Source organism: Spiractinospora alimapuensis, assembly GCF_018437505.1.
Lineage (GTDB): Bacteria > Actinomycetota > Actinomycetes > Streptosporangiales > Streptosporangiaceae > Spiractinospora > Spiractinospora alimapuensis.
Genome location: NZ_CP072467.1, coordinates 3,165,211 through 3,185,632, shown reverse-complemented (window position 1 = coordinate 3,185,632; position 20,422 = coordinate 3,165,211). Strand labels below are relative to the sequence as shown.

Sequence of the window (20,422 nt, the reverse complement as noted above, 5' to 3'; positions counted from 1 at the left end):
TCCGGCCCTCACCGGACGAACTTGTCCGGGGTCAACGGCAGCTCCCGCACTCGGATGCCGGTCGCGTTGTAGGTGGCGTTCGCGACGGCGGCGGCCGTGCCGACGATGCCGATCTCCCCGATTCCGCGCGAGCCCATCGGGTTGGAGTGCGGATCCTCCTCCTCGAGCCACACCGCCTCCTGTTCGACTACGTCGGCGTTGGTGGCGACGTGGTACTCGGCGAGGTCGCGATTCACCACGTGGCCGTAGCGGGGGTCGACCAGACTCTCCTCGTGCAGCGCCATCGACAGCCCCATCGTCATCCCGCCCAGGAACTGGGAACGCGCGGTACGAGGGTTGATGACCCGCCCCACCGAGAACACGCCCAGCATCCGTGGCACCCGCACCTCACCGGTGACCCCGTGTACCCACGCCTCCACGAACTGGGCGCCGAAGGAGTACATCGAGTACCGGTCCGCGTCCGGGTTGGGCGGCATCTCGGCTCGACTCTGGGCACCCGGCGGCGGAGCGTGGCCGTGTTCGGCGCGAAACACCTCCGCCGCGGCCACGATGGCCGTCCCCCACGACGTGGTCCCCGAGGAACCGCCCGCCACGCTGGCGTGGGGCTGGTCGGTGTCCCCCAGCCGCAGGTGGACCCGCTCCACCGGGACGTCCAAGGCGTCGGCGGCGATCTGGGTGAGAATGGTGCGGGCACCGGTACCGATGTCCGCGGCGCCGATTCCCACCGAGTAGCCGCCGTCCGCCGCGGCCCGCACCTCGGCCACCGAGCCGCCGATGGCGTTGCGCGGATACACCATGGACGCGACCCCGTGCCCGACCAGCCAGTCGCCCCGGTGGTGCGGTCCCTTCGACCCCGGAGCCGGCTCCCGGCCCCACCAACCGAAGCGGTCCGCCCCCTGCCGCAGACACTCCACCAAGTGCCGTCCCGACCAGGGCAGGCCGGACTCCGGGTCCACCGCCGGGTCGTTCCGCACCCGTAGCTCCACCGGGTCCAGGCCACATGCCTCGGCGAGCTCGTCCATCGCCATCTCCAGCGCGAAGATGCCGGGAGTCTCGCCGGGGGCGCGCATCCAGTACGGGATCGGCACGTTCAACGCGGCGAGTCGGTGCGAGGTGTGGCGGTTCGGCGCCGCGTACATCATCCGCGTTCCCACCGCGACCTGCTCGGCGAACTCCTTGATCGTGGACGTGTGGACGATCGCGTCGTGGCCGACCGCGAGCATGTTCCCCGCCCGGTCCGCGCCGAGGCGCACCCGTTGGATGGTGGGCGTACGGTGCCCGGCCAACCCGTACGTCTGCTGTCGGGTCAGCGCCAGCTTCACCGCCCGCCCGGGGAACTCCCGCGCCGCCAGTCCCGCGAGCACGTTGTGCGCGTGGGGACCGCCCTTGGACCCGAACCCGCCCCCCACGTGGTGCGACACCACCCGCAGCCGGTCCGGCGCCAGCCCGAACACCGGGGCGAGCACCCGCCGCACCACGTACACGCCCTGCGTTGAGTCGTACAGCGTGAGACCGGCGAGGTCCTCGTCCCACACGGCGACCGTGGAGTGCGGCTCCATCGGGTTGTTGTGCTCCATGGGGGTCCGGTACGTCCGGTCCACCTGGATGGGAGCCTCGGCGAACGCCGTGGGGAAGTCGCCGCTGTCGGTATCACTCTGGAAGGCGGGGTTCACCTTCCCCGGCGTGTACAGCTCCGGGTCGTCGGCCCGGAACGCCAACCGCGCCGTGCGCTCCTCATACTCCACCCGCACCCGGGAGGCGGCGTCCCGCGCCACCTCCAGAGTGTCGGCCACGACGGCCGCCACGATCTGCCCCGCGAACTCGACCTCGTCCGACTGCAACACCGCGAACTCCCCGGAGTCGGCGCCGGCCAGCCGAGGCGCGTTGTCCGGCGTGAGCACCGCCTGGACGCCCGGCAGTCCGGCGGCGGCGTCGGTGTGGACGGCACGGATCCGTGCTCGCGCCACTGTCGACACCACGGGGAACACGTAGAGCGGGTGGACGACGGCGGTGTCGTCGGCGTACGTGGCCGTGCCGGTGACCTTGGCCGCGCCCTCCAGCCGTTCCAGGGGGCGTCCGATCTCCCGCGGCCGTACCGGGTTCGTCATCGGACCTCCTCCGAGGTCAGGTCGCGTAGCGCGGCGACCATCGTGTTGACCGCCATTGGAACCTTGTAGGCGTTGTCCCGCCCCGGCTGGGCGTGGGCGAACTCCGCCGTCACCGCGCCGTGGAACGCCTCGTCACTGGGCGGTACTCCGAGCAGCATCTCCTCGGCGAGCCGCGCCCGCCACGGGGTGTGCGCGACGCCGCCGAAGGCCAGACCGATCCGGGTGATCGTCTCGTCCCGCACCTCGACCGCGACCGCCGCCGAGACCAGGGCGAACGCGAACGACGCACGGTCGCGCACCTTCCGATACCGCGACCGCGACTGCGATGGGGGTGCCGGAAGTTCGACGGCGGTGACCAGGTCCCCGTGCCGGAGCACGGTCTCCCGCTCCGGCGCGTCGCCGGGCAACAGGTAGAACTCCGTGAGGGGAACGGACCGGGTGCCGTCCGGCCCCAGCACGCGGACCCGCGCGTCCAACGCGGTGAGGGCCACCGCCATGTCCGAGGGGTGGGTGGCGACGCAGTGCTCCGACACACCGAGCACCGCGTTGTTGCGCCCGTGCCCCTCCCGTGCCGCACAGCCCGACCCGGGGTCCCGCTTGTTGCACGGCATCGCCGGGTTCTGGAAGTAGACGCACCGCGTCCGCTGCAGCAGGTTCCCGCCGGTCGTGGCCGCGTTGCGCAACTGTCCCGACGCCCCGGACACCAGCGCCGCCGAGAGCATCGGATAGTGCTCGTGGACCAACGGATGCGCGGCCAGGTCGCTGTTGCGCACCATGGCCCCGATCCGGATCCCGCCGTCGGGAAGCTCCTCCACCTGGTCCAACGGCAGACGGGACACGTCGACCAACGTCGTGGGGGAACGCAGCCCCAGCAGCATGTGGTCGACGAGGTTGGTTCCGCCGGCGATGTAGGAGGCGTCGGGGTCGTCGGCGACCGTGGCGACGGCCTCCCGCTCGTCGGTCGGGCGAAGGTAGGTGAACGGTCTCATTCGGCGACGTCCTTCACGGCGGCGACGATGTTCACGTAGGCACCGCACCGGCAGAGGTTGCCGCTGAGGCGCTCCCGGATCTCCGCGTCGCCGAGGCGACGCTCGTCCGGCGTGGCCTGGGGGCGGGAGCCGGACTCCTCGGTGGCGTGGCTCGGCCAGCCCGCCCGCACCTCCTCCAGCATCGCGACCGTGGAGCAGATCTGGCCGGGAGTACAGAACCCGCACTGCAACGCGTCCCGCCGCAGGAACGCGCGCGCGACGGGATGGAGCTCGCCGTCCCGGGACAGCCCCGCGGCGGTGGTGATGTTCGCACCGTCGTGTGCCACCGCGAACGTCAGGCAGGACACCATGCGTCGACCGTCGACCAGGACCGTGCAGGACCCGCACTGGCCGTGGCCGCATCCCTTCTTCGGCGAGGTCACGCCCAGCGTCTCGCGCAGGGCGTCCAGGAGTGTGGTGCGGGTGTCGATGGTGCGAGTGTGGTCCTCACCGTCGACGCGCAACGTCAGTGTGGCCTTCACCGTGCCCCCCAAGCCGCGGTCGTGGCACTACCGGGCGATCAAGCCGCTTACCTCGGCGTACCCACTCCGCACGGTCCAGGCACGTCTCGTGGGTGAGGTCGTCGGAAGGCGGTGACCAGGGGGAACCCGGGGTAGGTACTCCGACATGTCGCACGACTACGAGACCATCGACGAATACATCGCCACTTTCCCGCCGGACGTCCAGACGGTACTGAGTGCCCTGCGGGAGACGATCCACAGCGCCTTGCCAGAGGCGCAGGAGAAGATCAGCTACGACATCCCGACGTTCACCCTGGGCGGCAGGAACGTCGTGCACTTCGCCGGCTGGAAGCATCACGTGAGCGTGTACCCGATTCCCGACACCGCCCAGGAACTGGTCCGAGAGCTGGTGCCGTACCGAGCGTCGAAGGGCACGGTGAAGTTCCCGTTGGGGGACCCGGTGCCCTTCGACCTCGTCGGACGGATGGCCCGGGCACTCGCCGCACGGCAGGCGACGCAGGGTTGACCCCGGCCACGGCGCGCCCTATCCGTAGGTCACGCTGGCGGTCCCGGGTCATCCGGAGTCACCACCAGACCCTGTGACGCGGGCAAGCCGCTGGTGAGACGCCGTACCTCCAGGCGAGCGGCGTCCGGCTTGGCCGAGGGCTGGTCGCTGGACGGGTCGTCGCGGGCCGGGACGCGAGACCAGGTGCGTCGCGCGCCCCTGTGTTCGGGGCGAGAGGCGGGGGCCATCCCGTCCGTACCTGCCCGCGAAGGGCCTGTCCGTCGCCCCGCCGCTCAGCGCGCTCGCTTCCCTTCTCCCACACTGACGCGGCGGCCGTGGGAGGAACGACGCAGTGGGTACCGCGATGGGCGTACGACGCCCGCCGGCTCGCCGCGACGAACCGGCGGGGCGCTCGCGACGCGGGTACTCCTCGTGGACCGGACCACGGGCGGCGAGGGAGTGTTCTTTGAAGGCTTTCGGATGAGGGAGCGGGCGTCGCCCCTACTGGGGCCGCTTCGCGGATCGTGCCCCGGCGGGGGCCGGGCTTCGGCTCGCGCGGCGATCCGTGATGGGCATCCTGGTTGGCTGTTCGAAAGGATCGACGCAGCGAACGCCGTCCTGGCGGTCGCGAGCCCCCAGCACCCCAACAGCGCCCGCCCAAAAAAGGGCACAGCGGTGCGAAAACACGACCTAGGTGGGGCGTGGGCCGTGCCGAGCACGAGGCGCCCATCAACTGGGGTAGCCGGCGCGATATCTCCGTCGGACGTGGCCATGTCACGCCACGTCCGACGGGGCTCGCTCCAGCGAGCCAACGGCGCCTCGGACGTGCCTCTTCAGCGTTCCGATCGGGGAGCGACCCGCCTGGGCGGTGGGCCGCACGACGCCCCGTGCCGGGCGGATGGTTGGTTGTGTGCGAGCGGGTCGGCACCGAATGTCGGCCCCTGGTTCTCGCGAGCCCCATCGCTCGCGAGAACCAGAGCGCCGCGTCGATCGGTTCGGCGCCGAGGCCCGATGTCCCCCGGAGCGTTCACCCGCATCACCCCGTTGGACACCGGGTGGCGTGGACGCTACGTCGCCCACGCTCCCGCCGCCGCCGCGCGCAGGGCGTAGGACGTGAAGTCGATCGGCTCCCGGCCGAGAACCTCACGGACTCCGGTCGCGGGTGTGTTCAGGACTCCGCGCCGCATGATCGAGAACATCGCACCGAGCGAGGCCGCCTCCTCCTGGTCGACCCCGTCGTCGAGCAGGGCCCGCAGGTATTCGTCCGGTTCGACGTCCCGATAGGTCACCGCTCGGCCACTCGCCCGGGCGATGATCTCCACGGCCTCGCCGAACGTCAGCGCCTCGGGACCGGACATCTCGTAGGCCCGTCCCTGGTGTCCGTCCTCGGTGAGGAGAACCGCCGCCACCGCCGCGATGTCCTCGGCGTCGATGAAACGTTCGGGGACACCGGCCATGGGCAATGCCAGCTCGCCGGCCATGATCGCCGGTCGGAAGCTGTATTCGTCGAAGTTCTGGTTGAAGTTGGTGGGCCGCATGATCGACCACTCAGCCCCGGACTCGCGGACGGCCGTCTCCACCCCGCGCATCCCGGCCCCGAAGTCCTCCCCCCACTCCTCGAGCCCGCGACCGGAGAGTGCGACGACGCGTCGCACTCCAGCGGCCACCGCACGGGTGACGAAGGCGGCGACGGGGACCTCTTCCTCCGGGGTCGCGAGGTACATCCTGTGCGCGCCGCGAACTACGGAATCCCAGGTGGAATCGTCGTGCCAGTCGAAACGGGGGTTCCCGGACCGGGAGGCGACCCGCACGGGGAGCCCCATCACGCGCAGCCGCGCCGCGAGCCGGCGGCCGATCTTGCCGGTGCCGCCAACCAGCAGAACGGGGGACTCGCCGGACGCGGCGGTGGACGGTTGGTCTGGTGTCGTCGTGTTCATGTCGCTCAGTCAATCCCGCCGCGGTCAGACGATCCATGGGTAGAGGTCCAGATTCCATGGGTATTCGTCTAGTGTGGAGTGATGGACGCCTTCGCCGACCTGCTTCGCGGGATCAACGCCGACGCGTCGCTCATCGGGCAGGAGATCCTCGACCCGCCCTTCTCCGTGGAGTTCGCAGACGGGGCTCCGCTCACGCTCGCTTTCCCGTTGCGTGGCGGTGGCTGGATCTCGACCGACGACAGCGACGCGCGTTGGCTCGCCCCGGGGGACACCGCCGTCGTGCGGGGCCCCCGCCCCTACCGGTTCACCGATGACCTCCACACCTCCGCCCTCGCCGCGCCCCGGACGCTGTACTGCGCCAACACCCCCACGACCCGGGTTCTCGGCCCTCGTACCTGTGGCGACACCCTCGACGGGCCCACCGCGCTGGTGGTGGCGGAGTTCGAGATCCGTGGTCACATCGGTGCTCGACTGTTGGACGCCCTGCCCCCGCTGTTGACGATCCCCTGCGACGACGACGGCGACCACATCCTCGACTTCATCGCCGGTGAGGTGGTGGCGGACAAACCCGGGCAGCAGATCGTGCTGGAACGCCTCCTGGACTGGCTGCTCGTGTGCACCCTGCGCGCGTGGTTCGACACCGCGGAGGCCAACGCCCCCGCGTGGTACACCGCGATCGCCGACCCGATCGCGGGGCCGGCGCTGCGCGCGATGCACGACGCCCCGGAGTACGCCTGGACGGTGGCCTCGCTCGCCTCGGAGGCGGGGGTCTCCCGCGCCACCTTCGCCAAACGGTTCACCGAACTGCTCAACGAGCCGCCGTTGACATACCTCACGCGGTGGCGGATGACCCTCGCCGCCGACCTGCTCGCCGAGCCCGGGGCGTCGGTGTCCTCAGTGGCGCACCGTGTGGGGTACGCCGACCCGTTCGGCTTCAGCGCCGCCTACAAGCGGGTCCGTGGTCGTGCCCCGAGCGCCGACCGCCCCGGGGTAGCGACGCAGCTCGCGTCCGCCTAAGCTGTCCCGAACGTGTGATCGATGTGACGCCGGAGTGGGTCACGCCGTCGATCTGTGGACGAAGAGGGGTGTGCGGCATGTTCTCCGTGGTGCGTAACGTGGCCATCGACTGTGCGGACGCCTACGCGCTGGGCCGGTTCTGGAGCGCGGTGACCGGCCGCCCGTTGCATCCGGAGGACAGGCCGGGTGATCCGGAGATCGACGTGATGCTGACCGAGGGGCCGGTCCTGCACTTCAACCAGGTACCTGAGGAAAAGACGGTCAAGAACCGGGTCCACCTGTGCCTGACGCCCAACACCTCACGGGAGCGGGAGGTGGAGCGCCTGCTCGGCCTGGGCGCGACCCTCGTCGCCGACCACCGCCACCCCGACGGTTCCGGCTGGGCGATCCTCGCCGATCCGGAGGGTAACGAGTTCTGCGTCCTGCGCAGCGAGTCCGACCGCGCGGAGGCGCACACCTGATCTCCATGATCCGGAAGGTGATCGAACCAGGTCACGATCCCCATGGCCCGGTTCGCGAGCTGCGACACTGGCGCGTCCTATCGGCGGTTCGTGTGAGGAACGCTAGGTGACGATCAAGGACTTGCGCCAAGACCACGTGGTTACGACGGTGTCCGTGGACACCAAGATGTTCGTCGGCCACGCTCCGCGGATCTTCGACCCGGTCACCAAGTTCGGCGGCAGCCTGTTTGGCTCGCCGAGCCCCAGTGGCCGCTCTACCTGGGCAACCGGCAGATGCGTTTCATCGCCCAGGTCCGGCTGCCCGGGCCTGACGTGCGGCTGGCGTATCTGTTCATGGACGATCCCGACTTCTACGACTCCCATGACCGCCATGAGCCCAAGGAGAAGTACGCGGTTGTCGTGCAACCCGATGGTGCTCCTCTCGGCGTCGCGACCGTCCCGCTCCCACAGGGGCCGACCCTGCGCGGGTACCGGCGCGACGGGTCGGAGGGGGAGCCGGTAGAGCTCGCGGTCCAGATCGCGCCGTACGACCAACCCGCCCTGTCCGGCGAAGCCCTGGACGACTGGGCGGACGGAACTGAGGATGACGACGCGGACGATGAGCCCCCAGGGATCCAGCTTGGGGGGCGCCCGCACTGGCTCCAAGGTGCGGAACCACCGGGCGACGACTGGCCGCTCCTGCTGCAAATCGACTCCGCGGGCGTGGTCTTCGGCATCAATTGCGGCGATGCTGGGATCGCCTACGCCTTCCTCGACTCCGATTACACTCGCGGAGTGTTCTTCGTTCAATCCTGTTGAGACGCCCCACCGCCGCGTGCTCCCCGACACGGCTGGTGGGGCGCTAGCCAGCGGACCCGACTACACCGCGCCGTCCCGTTCTCGTCCGGACGTCGCTGCCGGATCGGTGCCCGTGGCGTCAGGAGTCCGGAACCGCAGCGCCAGCAGCGATCCGAGCACCAGTGCCCCGGCTCCGGCCCACGCCGCGAGACGCAGGCCTGCCGTCACCGACTCGGGCTCGGTCGCGGGGCCGGGCGTCATGCCCGCTCCCAGGCTGGAGACCGCGAGCAGTGCGGCGAGACCTGTCGCCGCGCCGATCTGTTGCGCGGTCGAGGTCATGGCGGAGGCCACCCCCTGGTTCTCGGGGGCGATTCCGGCGCCGGCGGCGGTGAAGATCGCGGGGTACACCGTGCCGGCGGAGACGCCGAGCAGCAGCACGCCCGGGAGCAGGGTCCAGTAGGAGCCACCCGCGGTCATGCCGATCGCGAACGCGGCCGAAGTGAGCCCCACCCCGAGGACGCCGGCGAACAGGGTGCCGCGCACGCCCCACCGCTCCAGCACCCGCGGCAGCAGCAACGCCGAACCCGCCATCGCCACCGCCCCCTGCGGGAGGAATCCCACTCCCGCCACCAGGGCGCTGTACTGCAGCACGTCCTGCAGGTAGGTCGTGTACAGGTAGTGCAGCGCGTTCACCGGACCCATCACCAGGAAGATCAGCCCCATGGCGATGGGAAGACCGCCGCCGCGCAGGAGCCGCAACGACACCAACGGGTCCCGGGAACGCGACTCCACCAGGAGGAAGGCGCCGAACAGGACCAGGCCCCCACCAATCGCCCCGATTCCCTGGGCCGACATCCATCCCGCCTCCGGTCCGCGCACCAGCCCGAACACCACGAACAGGGACGCCGAGGTGGCGAGAATCGCCCCGGGGACGTCGAAACCGCCGGCACCCGCGGATGACGTGGGTGCGGTGTCCTTCGGAAGCAGCCGCAGCGTTCCGGCGAGAGCCACCACGGCCAGGGGCACCAGGGCGAAGAACACGGATCGCCAGCCCAAGGTGCTGGTCAGGACACCGCCGAGCCCGCCGCCCGCGAGCGCCCCGAAGGCGCCCGCCGTGCCCCAGACCGCCATGGCGCGGTTGCGGTCCGGCCCCTCGGCGAACGCGCGCCCGATCAACGCCAGCGTCGCGGGGAACAGGAACGCCGCCGCCAGCCCCTGGCCGGCCCGCGCCGCGATCACCGCGCCGGCGGTCGTTCCGAGGCCGCCGACGAAGGAGGCGACGGCGAACAGCACCAGCGCCGCCACGAGCACCCGGCGGGGCCCCACCCGGTCGGTGGTCCGCCCGCCGAGGAGCAGGAAGCCACCGAAGCCCAGGGAGAAGGCGCTCACGACCCACTGGAGGCCCCCGTCGGGGAACGCGATCTCCCGTCCGAGGTCCGGCAGCGCGATGTAGACGATGTTGAAGTCGACCGACACGAGGAAGTGGCACAGCGCCAGGACGCCAGTCACCGCCACGATCGGCCGGGTCGCGGAGGGTGACCCCATCAGCGAAGCTCCGTTCCGTCGAGTGCCCTCGGGGCACGTTTTGTAACAGAGGCAATGATGAGAGACACTGCTGGTCAACGTAAGGAGGCAGATTGATGTCACAGAGGAACATCGATGTGTCCCCACAGGTGGAATCACCGTGGGTCCAGGCCGCCCGTGACGACGATCACAGCGTCGAGGCGTGCACGTTGATGGACGTCATCGACCGGGTCAGCGGCAAGTGGGCCATTGGGATCATGGTCGCCGCCGCCCGTGGCCCGATCCGGTTCACCGAACTCGAACGCGCCGTGTCGGGGATCAGCCGGCGAATGCTCACCCTGACCCTGCGCAACCTGGAACGTGACGGCCTCATCCGCCGTACCGTCTACCCCGTGGTCCCGCCGAAGGTGGAGTACACCCTCACCCCGATCGCCGAGGACCTCTACGAGTCGCTCGCCAGCCTGACCTCGTGGGCCGAGCGCAACCGCGTCGCGATCGCGGAGGCCCGCGTCGAGTACGACGCACGCGCCGACGAGTGAACGCGCGCCGTCCGCGGGACGACGACCGTGCGTCGCGCTGATCGGGGCGCCCGCCGGCGCAGTACACTCATGCGCCAACACGCACGGGGGCACGATGGCCACATCACGTAAGCAGCCGCAGCAGGAGCGATCCCGCGAGACCGTCGCCGTGCTTCTCGAGGCGGCGGCGCAGGTCTTCGAGCGGGACGGCTACTCAGCGACCACCACGAACAGGATCGCCGCACGGGCCGGGGTGTCCATCGGCTCGCTGTACCAGTACTTTCCGAACAAGGAAGCCCTGGTCGCGGCGCTGGCGGAGCAGTACCTTCACGACGCCGAGGCTCGTGTCTCGGCCACGTTCCACCGGTTGGCCGAGGAACGGTCCACGCTGGAGACCCTCCTCTGGGAGCTGGTCCGGTTCATCGTGGACGCCCGGCGCCCCGACCTGTTCCGTGAGCTCTTCGAACGCTCCCCGCGCACCCCGGAGCTCCTCGCCCTGCTTCGCGACACCCAACGGCGCACGGCCCGACGGCTAACTGGTGAGCTCTGGCGCGTGGGGGTGGTCATGGACGACCCGGACGCCACCTCCCTGCTGATCGTCCAGGGGATGAGCGCCCAGGTGGCGGGCTCGGTGCTTCCCGCCTCCGACGCCGAACGCGACACCCGCGTTCGGCAGGTGGTCGACCTTTGGATGCGCGCCCTCTCCTGACGCCTGCGCGACGTGGCGTGGTTCGGTGCCGTCGCGTGGCGTCGTACGCAGCGGGGACAACACAAGGACAGGGGGCCGGGCCAGTGGCCGCGCGACCGATCGTCGCACGGCGACACGGTGGGACCTGGCTGGGCTCGGCTACGGACAGCATCGCGGGGGAGCACGATGGCGCAGCGGGGCGAGAGCGAGCAACTCTCCGAGAACCAACCCCGGGACAGGGGGCGAATCGCGCGGATCCGCCAGTGGTGGCGACGCGCCGCGGCGACGGCGGGGCACGAGCGGGACACTCTGCTGTTCGTCGGCAAGGGAACCCTGGCCGCCTCGATCGCGTGGGTGATCGCCTACAACGGAATGGACGCGCAGTCCCCGGCGTTCGCCCCGTTCTCCGCCATCCTGATGCTCCAGGTGACGGTGTACCAGTCGGTCGTGCAGTCGTTGCGCTACTTCGGTGCGGTGACCGCCGGCGTGGCGGTTCAGGGCCTCATCGTGTTGGTGGTGGGGCCGGACCTGGTGTCGTTCGTGCTCGTCGCCCTGGTCGCCCTGGTGCTCAGCCGGCTGCCCCACCTCGGAGCGCAACGATCGCAGGTGTCGACGGCGGCGTTCTTCGCGTTCTCCACGTACGTCGCCGCCACCGACCAGATCCAGGGATACCTGCAGCTCGGCCAGATCGTCCTGCTGGTGATCGTGGGCTGCGGCGCCGGCGTCCTGGTCAACCTGCTGGTATTCCCCCCACTGCGGTACCGAAGCGCCGAGTACGGCGTCCGTGCGGTCGGGAGCGGCCTGGCCGCCATCTTCCAGGACATGGCGCCGGCGGTGCGCGACGCGACCCTGGAAAACGAGCGCACCGACCAGTGGCACTCCCGCGCCGTTCACCTGGGCGCCACGATCAGCCAGGCCCGGTCGTCGGTGCAGACGGCGTGGGAGAGCGTCTTCTACAACCCCCGACACGTGATTCGCCGGTCCTCCGTTCGGTCCTTCGAGGGGTACTCGGCGCTGCTGGACGCCCTGGAGCGACTGTCACGCCAGGTGACGGCGGTGGCCGATGACCTCAGGCGGTTGGGTGGGTCCGAGAAGGACACGTCCTCGGAGGAGACGGAGAAGTCGGAGGAGGGGACCGCACCACACTCCGGTGACACCCGGTTCCTGTACTCATACGGCCGGTTCCTGGGGGCGGTCGGAGAGGCCTTGGGGGTGCTCGCGAACCTCCAGGAGGAGGAGCTGACCGAGCAGCAGTCGGCGATGCGCGAGTGGATCCAGGAGGCGGAGGAGCGCTACGGCCATCTCCGGCCCGAGGGGCGTGAGGCGGACGCTGATCCATCCGGGACGGGCTCCGGCGGGTACGAGATCCTGGTCGTCGATGCCGCCCGCCTGGTCGAGGAACTCCGGGCGACCGGTGACGCGGTCGGGGCATGTGGTCCCGACGGACCCCAGGGCGAGCAGGGCGAGCAGGAGTCGTGACCGTCCTGAGGTTCGTGGTGGTGAACGCCCCCGCGGTCCACCACCACCGATCTCAGGCGTCGTGTTCGTCGGGGAAGCGCCATCGGGTGGGACGCGCGTCGTCGACCGTGGGGAAGCCGAACGCCCGTTCCGGACGGATCTCGTACACATGGTACGGAGGGGGTCCGGCCGTCGGTGCGCCCTCCGCCCAGAGAGCGCCGTCGCGCGCCTCCGGTGCCCAGCCGTACTTCTCGGCGTAGGCCGCCGCGACCGCGGACAGCCGGCCCGGGTCGGTGGTCGGTACGGCGGTGCCCTCGAGGACCAGGTCGAGTGACCCTCCGCTGGCCGCCAGGGTGCAGGCGGCACTCCGTTGGAGGTTGCGTGCCTTGCGGGAGGTCGCACTGGCACTGAAATGGACCCTTCCCCCGACCACGACCGCGAGCAGCGGCACTGTGTGCGGAGCGGGCCCGTCCGCGCGAAGCGTGGACAGCCAGTAGGTGTGCGCGGACTCCAGGTCGGAGAGGCCGCGCGCCCAGGTCTCGCCCGCCGTGTCCGCGTCTGGGGCCGAGGGGAGAGCGTCGTAGGGCTCCGCGGCGGGAGACGACGAGGGCATGGTGGACGGACCTTTCCGTTGGGGCCGTGGCGAGGCGGCAAACCGCGCGCTGACTGGTCAGACAATCGACGGGTCCCAAACTCATCGGTCGCCCACCGAGGCGTTCGAGGATGACGGCGGTGGAGTGCCGGGCCGGAGGAGAAGAGCCGGTGGGTTTCGGTCAACCATTCCACCCGGAATCGTTGGGGACCGGAACGAGAGGGGCGGCGTCACCGATCCGCGTGTGGCCGGCGATCACTCAACGGCGTGGCGCGACCCCCGTGATCGGGCCTATGTCCTTCGGGCTAGGTCGGGTGGGTTAATCGACGTGTCCTCCGCCGACGTCAGGGCGTCGGATTCGGTCGGAAACGGGCATCCCCTCCACTTTCTGTTCTACTCTGCTCACCGAACGTCGACGCGTGGACGAGAAGGAGGTGGGCGATGTCGGACGGCGGCACCCGGGCGCCCCGGCGTGGGCGGCGGTGGGTTCTGCGAGTCGGCGGGATCCTGCTGGCGCCGCTGGTGTTGTACGCGCCGTTCGTGGTGTGGGAGTACAACCTGGACTTCCCCGCGCCGCCCTCGGATGAGCACGCGGCCGCGTCCACCGAGGACTACCCCTGGCTCGTGGCGATCTCCTACCCGGAGCAGTACCCGGACAAGCCGAGCGCCAAGGGGTGCGTCGGCGCCCTGGTGGCGCCGCACGCGGTGGTGACCGCCGCCCACTGCGTGGGTCGGTCCAACCCCAGCGGTCTCGAGGTGGTCGCGGACCGGGACGACCTCGAGGACGAGGGCTCGGGGGTGTCGGTCGGTGTCTCCGCGCTGTGGGGCCACCCCGACTTCATGAACTTCGACCCGGGCTTCGCGCTGCGGGGCACGTATCAGGCGGTGGAACTCGCGCCCGCGGACATCGCCGTCCTCGTGCTCGAGGAGGAGCTCCCCAACGAGCCGCTTCCCCTCGCGGCGGCGGACGCTGACTCGCCGGAAGGAGAGCCGACGAGCCTGCTGGGCTACCGGCTCTCGCCGGACGACGAGCCACGTCTGTGGCGACAGTGGTCCACGGTGGTGGATGATGAAACCTGCCAGGAGCGGGCGGACAGCGCCCGGCGGATGATTCTGCCGCAGTGGCACGGGGCCTACTACGACAACGACGCCTACCTCTGCGCGAGCGACGGGCGGACCCTCCTGCGGGGCAGCGACAGCGGATCGCCCCTCGTCGTCGACGGAGAACTCGTCGGTGTCGCGGCGTTCGGCGCTGGTGCCGACTTCTCGCTCCCCAGCTACTTCACCCGCGTCTCGACCTACGCGGAGGACATCCAGGAGCGAGTCGACGCGTCGTCCGCCGGAGCCACCAGCCTGCCCTAGCCCCCCGCTCGCCGAGCGTCCGAGCGAATCACGTCACGACATCACCACCGGACGACCGACACCGTCCCAGGGGCGGTGCCGGCGTGCGACGAACGAAAGCGGGTACACGATGGCCGGCAACGGCGCCACGGGCCGTGACACCGAGGACAACACGCCTGGGGCTGACGACGACACGGCGGTCGGCTCGGTGCGGGCACCGCGACGACGACTCCGTCGCTGGGTGTGGACCCTCATCGCCATCATCCTGGTGCCCAGCCTCCTGTGGCTCGCCTGGTGGGGCTGGGCGCTCACCCGTCCGGCCCCCGACGCCCCTCCGGGAGCGGGAGCGGTGACGACGGAGGAGTACCCCTGGGTGGTCGCCATCGGTTATCCGGAGGGTGCTCCCGACGACGCCCCGAGCGCGAAGGGGTGCATGGGGGCCCTGGTGGAACCCGACGTCGTCGTGACCGCGGGCCACTGCCTGGGACACACCGCCCCTGAAGGGATGGAGGTCATCGTGGGTCGCTCCGACCTGCGAACCGAAGACGGCGAGATCTTCGGGGTGGCGGACACCTGGGCCCACCCGGACCGGGCCGAGGACGACTCCAACTACCCCCTCCGCGGCCTGGTACAGCGTCTCCAGTGGCCCAAGGCGGACATCGGTCTCGTCCTCCTCGAAGAGGAGCTGCCCCACGAGACCATCCCCCTCGCCAACGGCGATGATGTCCCCTCGACCGAGGGGGAGCAGGGCGTCCTGTTCGGGTATCGCGTCGCACCCGACGACGCCCCGGTGCTTTGGCAGCAACCGGCCCCCATCGTCGAGGACGAGACCTGCCGGGAGCGCATGAACTCCACGGTGAGTCCCGCACCGCTCGCGCTGTGGGGGGTCGGCTACGACCCGGACTCCTACCTGTGCGCGGGGGTCGACGAAACCGCGCTGCGGGTGGGGGGAACCGACAGCGGTGGGCCGCTCGTCCTGGACGGCCAGGTGGTAGGGGTCATGGCGTGGGGGGTGGGGATGGACCGGACGAACCCGGAGTACCTCACCCGGGTGACGACCTACGCCGGGGACATCGAGGACCAGATCGAGGTGTGGTCCTCCGACGGCTCCTGACCGGGGGTGCCGGGGGCGCTGTGCGTCGCGGCCCCCGGCGTCTCTCGGGTCAGCCGGGGGCGACGGTGGTGATCACGTCGAACGGGGTGTGGGCCGAGAGCCGTGCCGTGATCCCCGCACGAACCATGCTCTTCGCGGTCCCCACGGCGGACTCCACGGTGCCGCCCTTCACCAGTTCGGCGGTGATCGCGGCCGCGAACGTGCACCCCGCGCCACTCACCCGGTTCTCGCCGATCTTGGAAGCCCGGTGGACCACCACGTCCTGCCCGTCGTAGAGCACGTCCACGGCGTCCGGCCCGGGCAGTTCGACGCCACCCTTGGCGACGACGTACCGGGGGCCCAAGTCGTGGATCCGCTTCGCGGCCTCGATCAGGTCGGCCTCGGACTCGATCGCGTCCATGCCCGACAGGGTGCGCGACTCGAAGAGGTTCGGCGTGATGACGCTGGCGTGGGGGAGGATCTGCGCGGTGAGGGCCTTGTCGGTGTCCAGGGCGGCCCCGGGCTCCTGCCCCTTGCAGATCAGTACGGGGTCCAGGACGACGTGACGCCAGGTCTTTCGCTCCAACGCGCCGGCGACCACGTCGATCGTGTCCGGTGTCCCCAGCATGCCGATCTTGACGACGTCGAGGTCGTGGCACGAGGTAGCGGCCTCGATCTGGTCGGCGATCACCTGGGGGTCGACGGGGACGAAGCGATGCGCCCAGTCGTTCTTCGGGTCGAAGGAGACGATGCAGGTGATCGTCCCCATGCCGTAGACCCCGAGTTCCTGGAACGTGCGCAGATCCGCCTGGATCCCCGCACCACCGGTCGCCTCGGAGCCGGCGATCACGTACGCGCGGCCGGTCATCGGCCACCCCCTCGAATTCGAGATCATTCAGCCAGTCGCCCCCGTGGTCCTCCGTGGCCGTGGGGCGGTGTGGGCGGACGGGAACCGCGGGCGTCGTCCCGGCGTCCACACGGTTTCTCACCGTAGAACACGGGGTCGGGGAATATGTTTCCCGGGGCCGCCCTATCCCTGGTCGATCCACGTCCCACGGGCCCTATTTTGTGGGGGGCCGGGTGCTGGCGACAGCCCTCCGGCGCGGGGTCCGAGTACAGAACCGGGGATCCCTGGCCGAAGCGCCAGGATCATGATTCGTGGCACAGGGGGGAGACGATCATGCGGGTGGCGATCGCGCAGACGGACTGCGTGTTGGGGGACGTGGAGGCCAATCTGAAGGACGCGCGCGCCCGGATCGAGGACGCCGCCAGCCAGGGCGCCGACCTCGTCGTCTTCCCGGAACTCGCGTTGCACGGCTACGCACTGGGCCAGTTGGACGAGGACACGTCCCTGCGGGCCGACGACGAGCGCCTGTTGGCGCTGGGCGAGCTCGGCCCCGACGTCCTCATCGGGTTCTACGAACGGCGGCGACTCCGTCACTTCAACTCCGCCGCCTACCTCTCCCGCGGCGGGATCACATCTCTGCACCACAAGCTCTACCTGCCGAACTATCTGATGTGGGAGGAGCGCAAGCACTTCTTCCCGGGGCGCTCCATCCGTGCCTTCGACACCGACCACGGCCGGGCCGCCACCGTCATCTGCAACGACGCCTGGCAGCCCATGGTGCCCTGGCTCGCGGCGCAGGACGGCGCGGAGATCCTGTTCGTCCCCACCAACAGCGCAGCCGTCGGAGGCGTGGACGGCGACGCCGGTCCGCTCGACAACAACGTGTACTGGCAGGACCTCGTGCGGCAGCTCGCGCGCATGCAGCAGTGCTACGTGATCTTCGCCAACCGGGTTGGTCAGGAGAACGGTGTGTCCTTCTGGGGCGGGTCACAGATCGTCGACCCCTTCGGTACGGTCCTCGCTGAGGCCCCGCTCTGGCGGACGGCGACCGTGACGGCCGAGATCGACGTCGCCGTCGTCCGACGCCAACGACACCGTCTCCCACTCCTCCAGGACCCGAGGTTCGACCTCCTCAACCGGGAACTCGAGCGCCTCGTCGAAACCGACGAACACCCCTGAGCGCCTCCGGAAGCCGTAGAGGCGGTGGCGTCCGCCGCCCGGGTCAAGGGGAGAGGTTCGCATACGGGGCGGTGATGTTGCTCCGGGGACAACCATCGTTGCGGGTGGACGTGTGAGGGGTGAGGGTGTGGGAATGTTCGATCTCCACGTCCACGCCGCGCCGGACATCGTCGAGCGTTTCGACGACGACGTCGACACCGTCGCCCGCTACGCCGCCGCCGGGTTCACTGGCTGTGTCCTCAAGGCGCACTACGAGTCCACGGTGGGCCGGGCCGCCGCGGCGGCCCGGACACAGGGCATCGCCGTCTACGGGGGATTGGCATTGAACCAGCACGTCGGTGGCCTCAACCCGTCTGCGGTGGCCGCGGCGTTGGCGTCGGGGGCGCGGGTCATCTGGTTCCCGACGGCCGACTCCCACACCCAGGCCAGCGCCGGCCTCCCCCGGCTGTGTGGGGTCCGCGCGGGGTTGTCGACCCACACCTACGCGCTCCCGCCGGTGGACCCCACGACGGAGGCGCGGGTTCGGGAGATCGTGGCGCTGATCGCGGAGGCCGACGCGGTGCTGGCGACCGGGCACATCTCCACCGACGAGGTGGCCTGGCTGTTGCCCGTCGCCCGCGCCGCGGGGGTGCGGCGGATGCTCCTGACCCACCCGTCCTACACGGTGCCGGCGATGAGCGCCGCGCGGGCGCGGGAGTTCACCGAGCTCGGGGCCTGCGCCGAGATCACCACGTTCCAGTTGCTGCACCAGGACTCGGTGGACGCCGCCGCACTGGCGGCCTTCGCGCGGGAGGTCGGTCTGGACCGCGTCGTGCTGACCTCAGACGCGGGTCAGGTGGACTCGCCGTCCGCGCCCGACGCACTGCGTCTGCTCGTGGAACGTCTGGTGGCGGAAGGGCTGGACAGGGGCGCGGTGGAGGCGTGTGCGGCGGAGCTCCCGTACCGGTTGACGGTGAACTGACGGTCCCGTCCGTCCACTGGTGCGACCGGTTGCGTGTCGCGGTTCGGGGTTGTTCTGTGCGCAACGCCCACTTGCCTCCGGCCGCAGGTCAGGCCACTATCGGGGACATGTCCGATGGGAACCCCTCAAGCGTTCACCGGACCGTGAACCTGCTGCAGGTGCTCGGCTCGCCTGACATCGATCCCAAGGAGGGCTTGGGGGTCGTGGAGATCGCGCGCCGGGTCGGGCGGGAGAAGAGTCAAGTGTCCCGCGCGCTCAAGGCGCTCAGCGAGACCGGGTTCGTCGAGCGTGACCCCGACACTCGGCGCTACCGCCTGGGGTGGCAGTTCTTCGCGCTCGCCGCGAACGCCGGCGAGGCGCGGTTGCGCAGTGCTGGCCCCACCGTACTGCGACGCCTCGTGGGAACGGTGAAGGTCGCCGGCTATCTCAGCGTCCTGTGCGACCACTCCGTCCTGACCGTGCTCTCGGAGAGCCCGCGGGTGACGGACCGTGGCGGATGGGTGGGGCGCACGGCGCCGCTGCACGTTACCGCGGTGGGTCGGGTGTTGCTGATGGACCGGCCCCGGGACGAGACCACCGCGATGCTGGACGGGGTGAGCTTCGGCAACGCCGGGCCGCACGCGCCGCGGGACCTCGACGACCTGCTCGCCCGCACCGCGGAGGCGCGCCGCACCGGCTACGCCGTCGCCGACGAGGAGTTCCGGCCTGGGCTGGTCGCGGTCGCGGCGCCCGTGCGTGACCTCAGCGGGCAGATCGTCGCCGCGGTGAACGTCTCCGCGCCGAAGTACCGCCTGGGCCCCCGGACCGACCGGCTCGGCCCGGTGGTCGTGGAGGCGAGTCGTCAGCTCACCGCGGCGATGTGTGGCCGGCCCGAAGCCGGGTTCGGCGTTTCCTGACTCCCGTCCTCACCGAGTTTTCCCTGATCCACGACCAACCCACGAACCGAGGAGTTCCCGTGGCCGTGCGTCCCCTTTCCTTCTTCAGCAGCGGCCTGCGCCTCGACGCCGACCTGCACGTTCCCGACGGGGGCGCCAACGCCCCGTACCCGGTGGTCATCCCCTGCTCCGGCTACCAGGGACTCAAGGTGATCCACCCCGAACGGTTCGCCCGGGCCCTCGTCGAGCGCGGGTACGCGGTGCTGGCGTTCGACTACCGGGGCTTCGGGCTCAGCGAGGGCGAACGCGGACGTCTCGTCCCCCAGGAGTGGGTGGAGGACGTGCGCGCCGCCGTGGATCGTGTGGTGGGGGAGGACGACCTGGACTCCACCCGGATCGGACTGGTCGGGTGGGGCCTCGGCGGCGGGGTCGTCGTCGCGGAGGCGGCGGACGACGACCGGGTCTCCGCCGTGGCGACCTGCAACGGGATCGGAGACGGGGCCCGCTCCACCCGGGCGATGCACGACGAAGCCACGTGGCGGGACCTCCTGGCCCGGATCGAGGCCGACCGCGTGCGCAGGTCCCGCGCCGGCCGCTCCGAGATCACCGTGCCGTGGGACATCGTCCGTCTCGACCGGGACACTCGCACCGACGGCTATGTGGACACCGAGTTGTACCGCGCTCCCGGGTTCGGCAGCGGCGTGACCCTGGAGTCGGCCGACACCCTGCTGCGTTTCTCCCCCGAACGCGTCGCGCACCGGATCGCGCCCCGTCCTCTGCTCGTCGTGCACGGCCGGGAGAACCTGCTGCACCGGCCCCAGGAGGCCGAGTCGGTCTACCGCCACGCCCACGAACCCAAGCGGCTCATCATGCTGGAGGGCAAGGGCCACACTGAGTGGATGTTCGACGACGACCCCACCTTCAAGGAACTCGTCGATCACCTGAACCACTTCCTCACCACCGCGCCCGCCCTGACCTCCGCGGAAGTCGCCGCCAACGCCTGATTCGACGAATCGCTGGCACCGTGGTTCGGAGAAGCGGTACACCATCTG

At 70.5% G+C, this 20,422-nt stretch carries 19 protein-coding genes and 1 pseudogene; 13 read left to right on the top strand and 7 right to left on the bottom strand.

Features of this window, described 5'->3' with window-relative positions:
- Window positions 1-8 precede the first annotated feature (8 nt).
- Genes J4H86_RS14670 through J4H86_RS14660 form a run of 3 tightly spaced genes read right to left on the bottom strand, consistent with a single transcriptional unit; the run spans window position 9 to window position 3,618 of the window.
- Complete coding sequence (locus J4H86_RS14670; protein ID WP_236538010.1) at window positions 9-2,108, bottom strand: xanthine dehydrogenase family protein molybdopterin-binding subunit; 2,100 nt, start codon at window positions 2,106-2,108, stop codon at window positions 9-11.
- Window positions 2,105-3,097 carry an FAD binding domain-containing protein gene (locus tag J4H86_RS14665; RefSeq protein ID WP_236538008.1) on the bottom strand — a complete coding sequence of 331 codons (993 nt, stop codon included), beginning with the start codon at window positions 3,095-3,097 and terminating at the stop codon, window positions 2,105-2,107. Before J4H86_RS14665 ends, J4H86_RS14670 begins: the two co-directional genes overlap by 4 nt.
- Window positions 3,094-3,618 (bottom strand): 2Fe-2S iron-sulfur cluster-binding protein, encoded by a 525-nt coding sequence (locus J4H86_RS14660; RefSeq protein WP_236538007.1) that lies wholly within the window; start codon window positions 3,616-3,618, stop codon window positions 3,094-3,096. The genes J4H86_RS14665 and J4H86_RS14660 overlap by 4 nt, the downstream gene beginning before the upstream one ends.
- Before the next feature lie 145 nt (window positions 3,619-3,763).
- On the opposite strand from J4H86_RS14660, the gene J4H86_RS14655 reads away from it, so the two are divergent.
- Window positions 3,764-4,123: an iron chaperone gene (locus tag J4H86_RS14655; protein ID WP_236538005.1), complete on the top strand. Its 360-nt coding sequence runs from the start codon at window positions 3,764-3,766 to the stop codon at window positions 4,121-4,123.
- A 1,046-nt stretch (window positions 4,124-5,169) separates the two neighbouring features.
- Here the strand turns inward: J4H86_RS14655 and J4H86_RS14650 are convergent.
- Window positions 5,170-6,039 (bottom strand): NmrA family NAD(P)-binding protein, encoded by an 870-nt coding sequence (locus J4H86_RS14650; RefSeq protein WP_236538003.1) that lies wholly within the window; start codon window positions 6,037-6,039, stop codon window positions 5,170-5,172.
- An 81-nt stretch (window positions 6,040-6,120) separates the two neighbouring features.
- Here J4H86_RS14650 and J4H86_RS14645 point away from each other — a divergent pair, with 81 nt between their 5' ends.
- The 3 genes and pseudogenes from J4H86_RS14645 to J4H86_RS14635 all read left to right on the top strand — a co-directional run.
- Entirely contained in the window at window positions 6,121-7,056 is a 936-nt protein-coding gene (locus tag J4H86_RS14645; RefSeq protein WP_236538001.1) for an AraC family transcriptional regulator, read from the top strand.
- 77 nt (window positions 7,057-7,133) lie between these two features.
- Complete coding sequence (locus J4H86_RS14640) at window positions 7,134-7,517, top strand: VOC family protein (RefSeq protein WP_236537999.1); 384 nt, start codon at window positions 7,134-7,136, stop codon at window positions 7,515-7,517.
- A 234-nt stretch (window positions 7,518-7,751) separates the two neighbouring features.
- Window positions 7,752-8,315, top strand: a pseudogene (locus tag J4H86_RS14635) (DUF1963 domain-containing protein); the annotation flags it as partial.
- Window positions 8,316-8,375: 60 nt separating this feature from the next.
- On the opposite strand, the gene J4H86_RS14630 reads toward J4H86_RS14635, so the two are convergent.
- On the bottom strand, window positions 8,376-9,839 hold the full coding sequence (locus tag J4H86_RS14630; protein WP_236537995.1) for an MFS transporter: 1,464 nt from the start codon (window positions 9,837-9,839) through the stop codon (window positions 8,376-8,378).
- A gap of 95 nt (window positions 9,840-9,934) precedes the next feature.
- Between J4H86_RS14630 and J4H86_RS14625 the strand changes: the two genes are divergently transcribed.
- The 3 genes from J4H86_RS14625 to J4H86_RS14615 all read left to right on the top strand — a co-directional run bounded on the left by J4H86_RS14625 (window position 9,935) and on the right by J4H86_RS14615 (window position 12,503).
- A complete protein-coding gene (locus J4H86_RS14625) occupies window positions 9,935-10,357 on the top strand; it encodes a winged helix-turn-helix transcriptional regulator (protein WP_330932416.1) in 423 nt (140 codons plus the stop codon).
- 94 nt (window positions 10,358-10,451) lie between these two features.
- Window positions 10,452-11,045, top strand: coding sequence for a TetR/AcrR family transcriptional regulator (locus tag J4H86_RS14620; protein WP_236537992.1), 594 nt, complete (start codon window positions 10,452-10,454; stop codon window positions 11,043-11,045).
- 165 nt (window positions 11,046-11,210) lie between these two features.
- Complete coding sequence (locus J4H86_RS14615) at window positions 11,211-12,503, top strand: FUSC family protein (protein ID WP_236537990.1); 1,293 nt, start codon at window positions 11,211-11,213, stop codon at window positions 12,501-12,503.
- 52 nt (window positions 12,504-12,555) lie between these two features.
- Here the strand turns inward: J4H86_RS14615 and J4H86_RS14610 are convergent, their stop codons facing one another.
- The gene (locus J4H86_RS14610; RefSeq protein WP_236537989.1) at window positions 12,556-13,095 is read right to left on the bottom strand and encodes a pyridoxamine 5'-phosphate oxidase family protein; all 540 of its coding nucleotides are present in this window, start codon (window positions 13,093-13,095) and stop codon (window positions 12,556-12,558) included.
- Window positions 13,096-13,515: 420 nt separating this feature from the next.
- On the opposite strand from J4H86_RS14610, the gene J4H86_RS14605 reads away from it, so the two are divergent.
- Window positions 13,516-14,436, top strand: coding sequence for a S1 family peptidase (locus J4H86_RS14605; RefSeq protein ID WP_236537987.1), 921 nt, complete (start codon window positions 13,516-13,518; stop codon window positions 14,434-14,436).
- 109 nt (window positions 14,437-14,545) lie between these two features.
- On the top strand, window positions 14,546-15,529 hold the full coding sequence (locus tag J4H86_RS14600) for a S1 family peptidase (RefSeq protein ID WP_236537977.1): 984 nt from the start codon (window positions 14,546-14,548) through the stop codon (window positions 15,527-15,529).
- Window positions 15,530-15,578: 49 nt separating this feature from the next.
- Here J4H86_RS14600 and thiD read toward each other — a convergent pair whose 3' ends face one another.
- Window positions 15,579-16,376 carry a bifunctional hydroxymethylpyrimidine kinase/phosphomethylpyrimidine kinase gene (thiD, locus tag J4H86_RS14595; RefSeq protein ID WP_236537975.1) on the bottom strand — a complete coding sequence of 266 codons (798 nt, stop codon included), beginning with the start codon at window positions 16,374-16,376 and terminating at the stop codon, window positions 15,579-15,581.
- A gap of 312 nt (window positions 16,377-16,688) precedes the next feature.
- Here thiD and J4H86_RS14590 point away from each other — a divergent pair, with 312 nt between their 5' ends.
- The 4 genes from J4H86_RS14590 to J4H86_RS14575 all read left to right on the top strand — a co-directional run bounded on the left by J4H86_RS14590 (window position 16,689) and on the right by J4H86_RS14575 (window position 20,374).
- Window positions 16,689-17,534 carry a nitrilase-related carbon-nitrogen hydrolase gene (locus tag J4H86_RS14590; RefSeq protein ID WP_236537974.1) on the top strand — a complete coding sequence of 282 codons (846 nt, stop codon included), beginning with the start codon at window positions 16,689-16,691 and terminating at the stop codon, window positions 17,532-17,534.
- A 133-nt stretch (window positions 17,535-17,667) separates the two neighbouring features.
- Window positions 17,668-18,495 (top strand): DUF6282 family protein, encoded by an 828-nt coding sequence (locus J4H86_RS14585; RefSeq protein ID WP_236537967.1) that lies wholly within the window; start codon window positions 17,668-17,670, stop codon window positions 18,493-18,495.
- A 107-nt stretch (window positions 18,496-18,602) separates the two neighbouring features.
- Window positions 18,603-19,391, top strand: a complete 789-nt coding sequence (locus J4H86_RS14580; protein WP_236537965.1) for an IclR family transcriptional regulator — start codon at window positions 18,603-18,605, stop codon at window positions 19,389-19,391.
- Between the two features lie 59 nt (window positions 19,392-19,450).
- Complete coding sequence (locus tag J4H86_RS14575; RefSeq protein ID WP_236537963.1) at window positions 19,451-20,374, top strand: alpha/beta hydrolase; 924 nt, start codon at window positions 19,451-19,453, stop codon at window positions 20,372-20,374.
- Window positions 20,375-20,422: the final 48 nt, after the last annotated feature.

Coding starts and splice junctions, on each gene's coding strand:
- J4H86_RS14605 (WP_236537987.1), top strand. CDS start 13,516: ATGTCGGACGGCGGCACCCGGGCGCCCCGGCGTGGGCGGCGGTGGGTT.
- J4H86_RS14600 (WP_236537977.1), top strand. CDS start 14,546: ATGGCCGGCAACGGCGCCACGGGCCGTGACACCGAGGACAACACGCCT.
- J4H86_RS14585 (WP_236537967.1), top strand. CDS start 17,668: ATGTTCGATCTCCACGTCCACGCCGCGCCGGACATCGTCGAGCGTTTC.
- thiD (WP_236537975.1), bottom strand. CDS start 16,376: ATGACCGGCCGCGCGTACGTGATCGCCGGCTCCGAGGCGACCGGTGGT.
- J4H86_RS14665 (WP_236538008.1), bottom strand. CDS start 3,097: ATGAGACCGTTCACCTACCTTCGCCCGACCGACGAGCGGGAGGCCGTC.
- J4H86_RS14640 (WP_236537999.1), top strand. CDS start 7,134: ATGTTCTCCGTGGTGCGTAACGTGGCCATCGACTGTGCGGACGCCTAC.
- J4H86_RS14590 (WP_236537974.1), top strand. CDS start 16,689: ATGCGGGTGGCGATCGCGCAGACGGACTGCGTGTTGGGGGACGTGGAG.
- J4H86_RS14655 (WP_236538005.1), top strand. CDS start 3,764: ATGTCGCACGACTACGAGACCATCGACGAATACATCGCCACTTTCCCG.
- J4H86_RS14630 (WP_236537995.1), bottom strand. CDS start 9,839: ATGGGGTCACCCTCCGCGACCCGGCCGATCGTGGCGGTGACTGGCGTC.
- J4H86_RS14580 (WP_236537965.1), top strand. CDS start 18,603: ATGTCCGATGGGAACCCCTCAAGCGTTCACCGGACCGTGAACCTGCTG.
- J4H86_RS14615 (WP_236537990.1), top strand. CDS start 11,211: ATGGCGCAGCGGGGCGAGAGCGAGCAACTCTCCGAGAACCAACCCCGG.
- J4H86_RS14620 (WP_236537992.1), top strand. CDS start 10,452: ATGGCCACATCACGTAAGCAGCCGCAGCAGGAGCGATCCCGCGAGACC.
- J4H86_RS14625 (WP_330932416.1), top strand. CDS start 9,935: ATGTCACAGAGGAACATCGATGTGTCCCCACAGGTGGAATCACCGTGG.
- J4H86_RS14650 (WP_236538003.1), bottom strand. CDS start 6,039: ATGAACACGACGACACCAGACCAACCGTCCACCGCCGCGTCCGGCGAG.
- J4H86_RS14645 (WP_236538001.1), top strand. CDS start 6,121: ATGGACGCCTTCGCCGACCTGCTTCGCGGGATCAACGCCGACGCGTCG.
- J4H86_RS14610 (WP_236537989.1), bottom strand. CDS start 13,095: ATGCCCTCGTCGTCTCCCGCCGCGGAGCCCTACGACGCTCTCCCCTCG.
- J4H86_RS14670 (WP_236538010.1), bottom strand. CDS start 2,108: ATGACGAACCCGGTACGGCCGCGGGAGATCGGACGCCCCCTGGAACGG.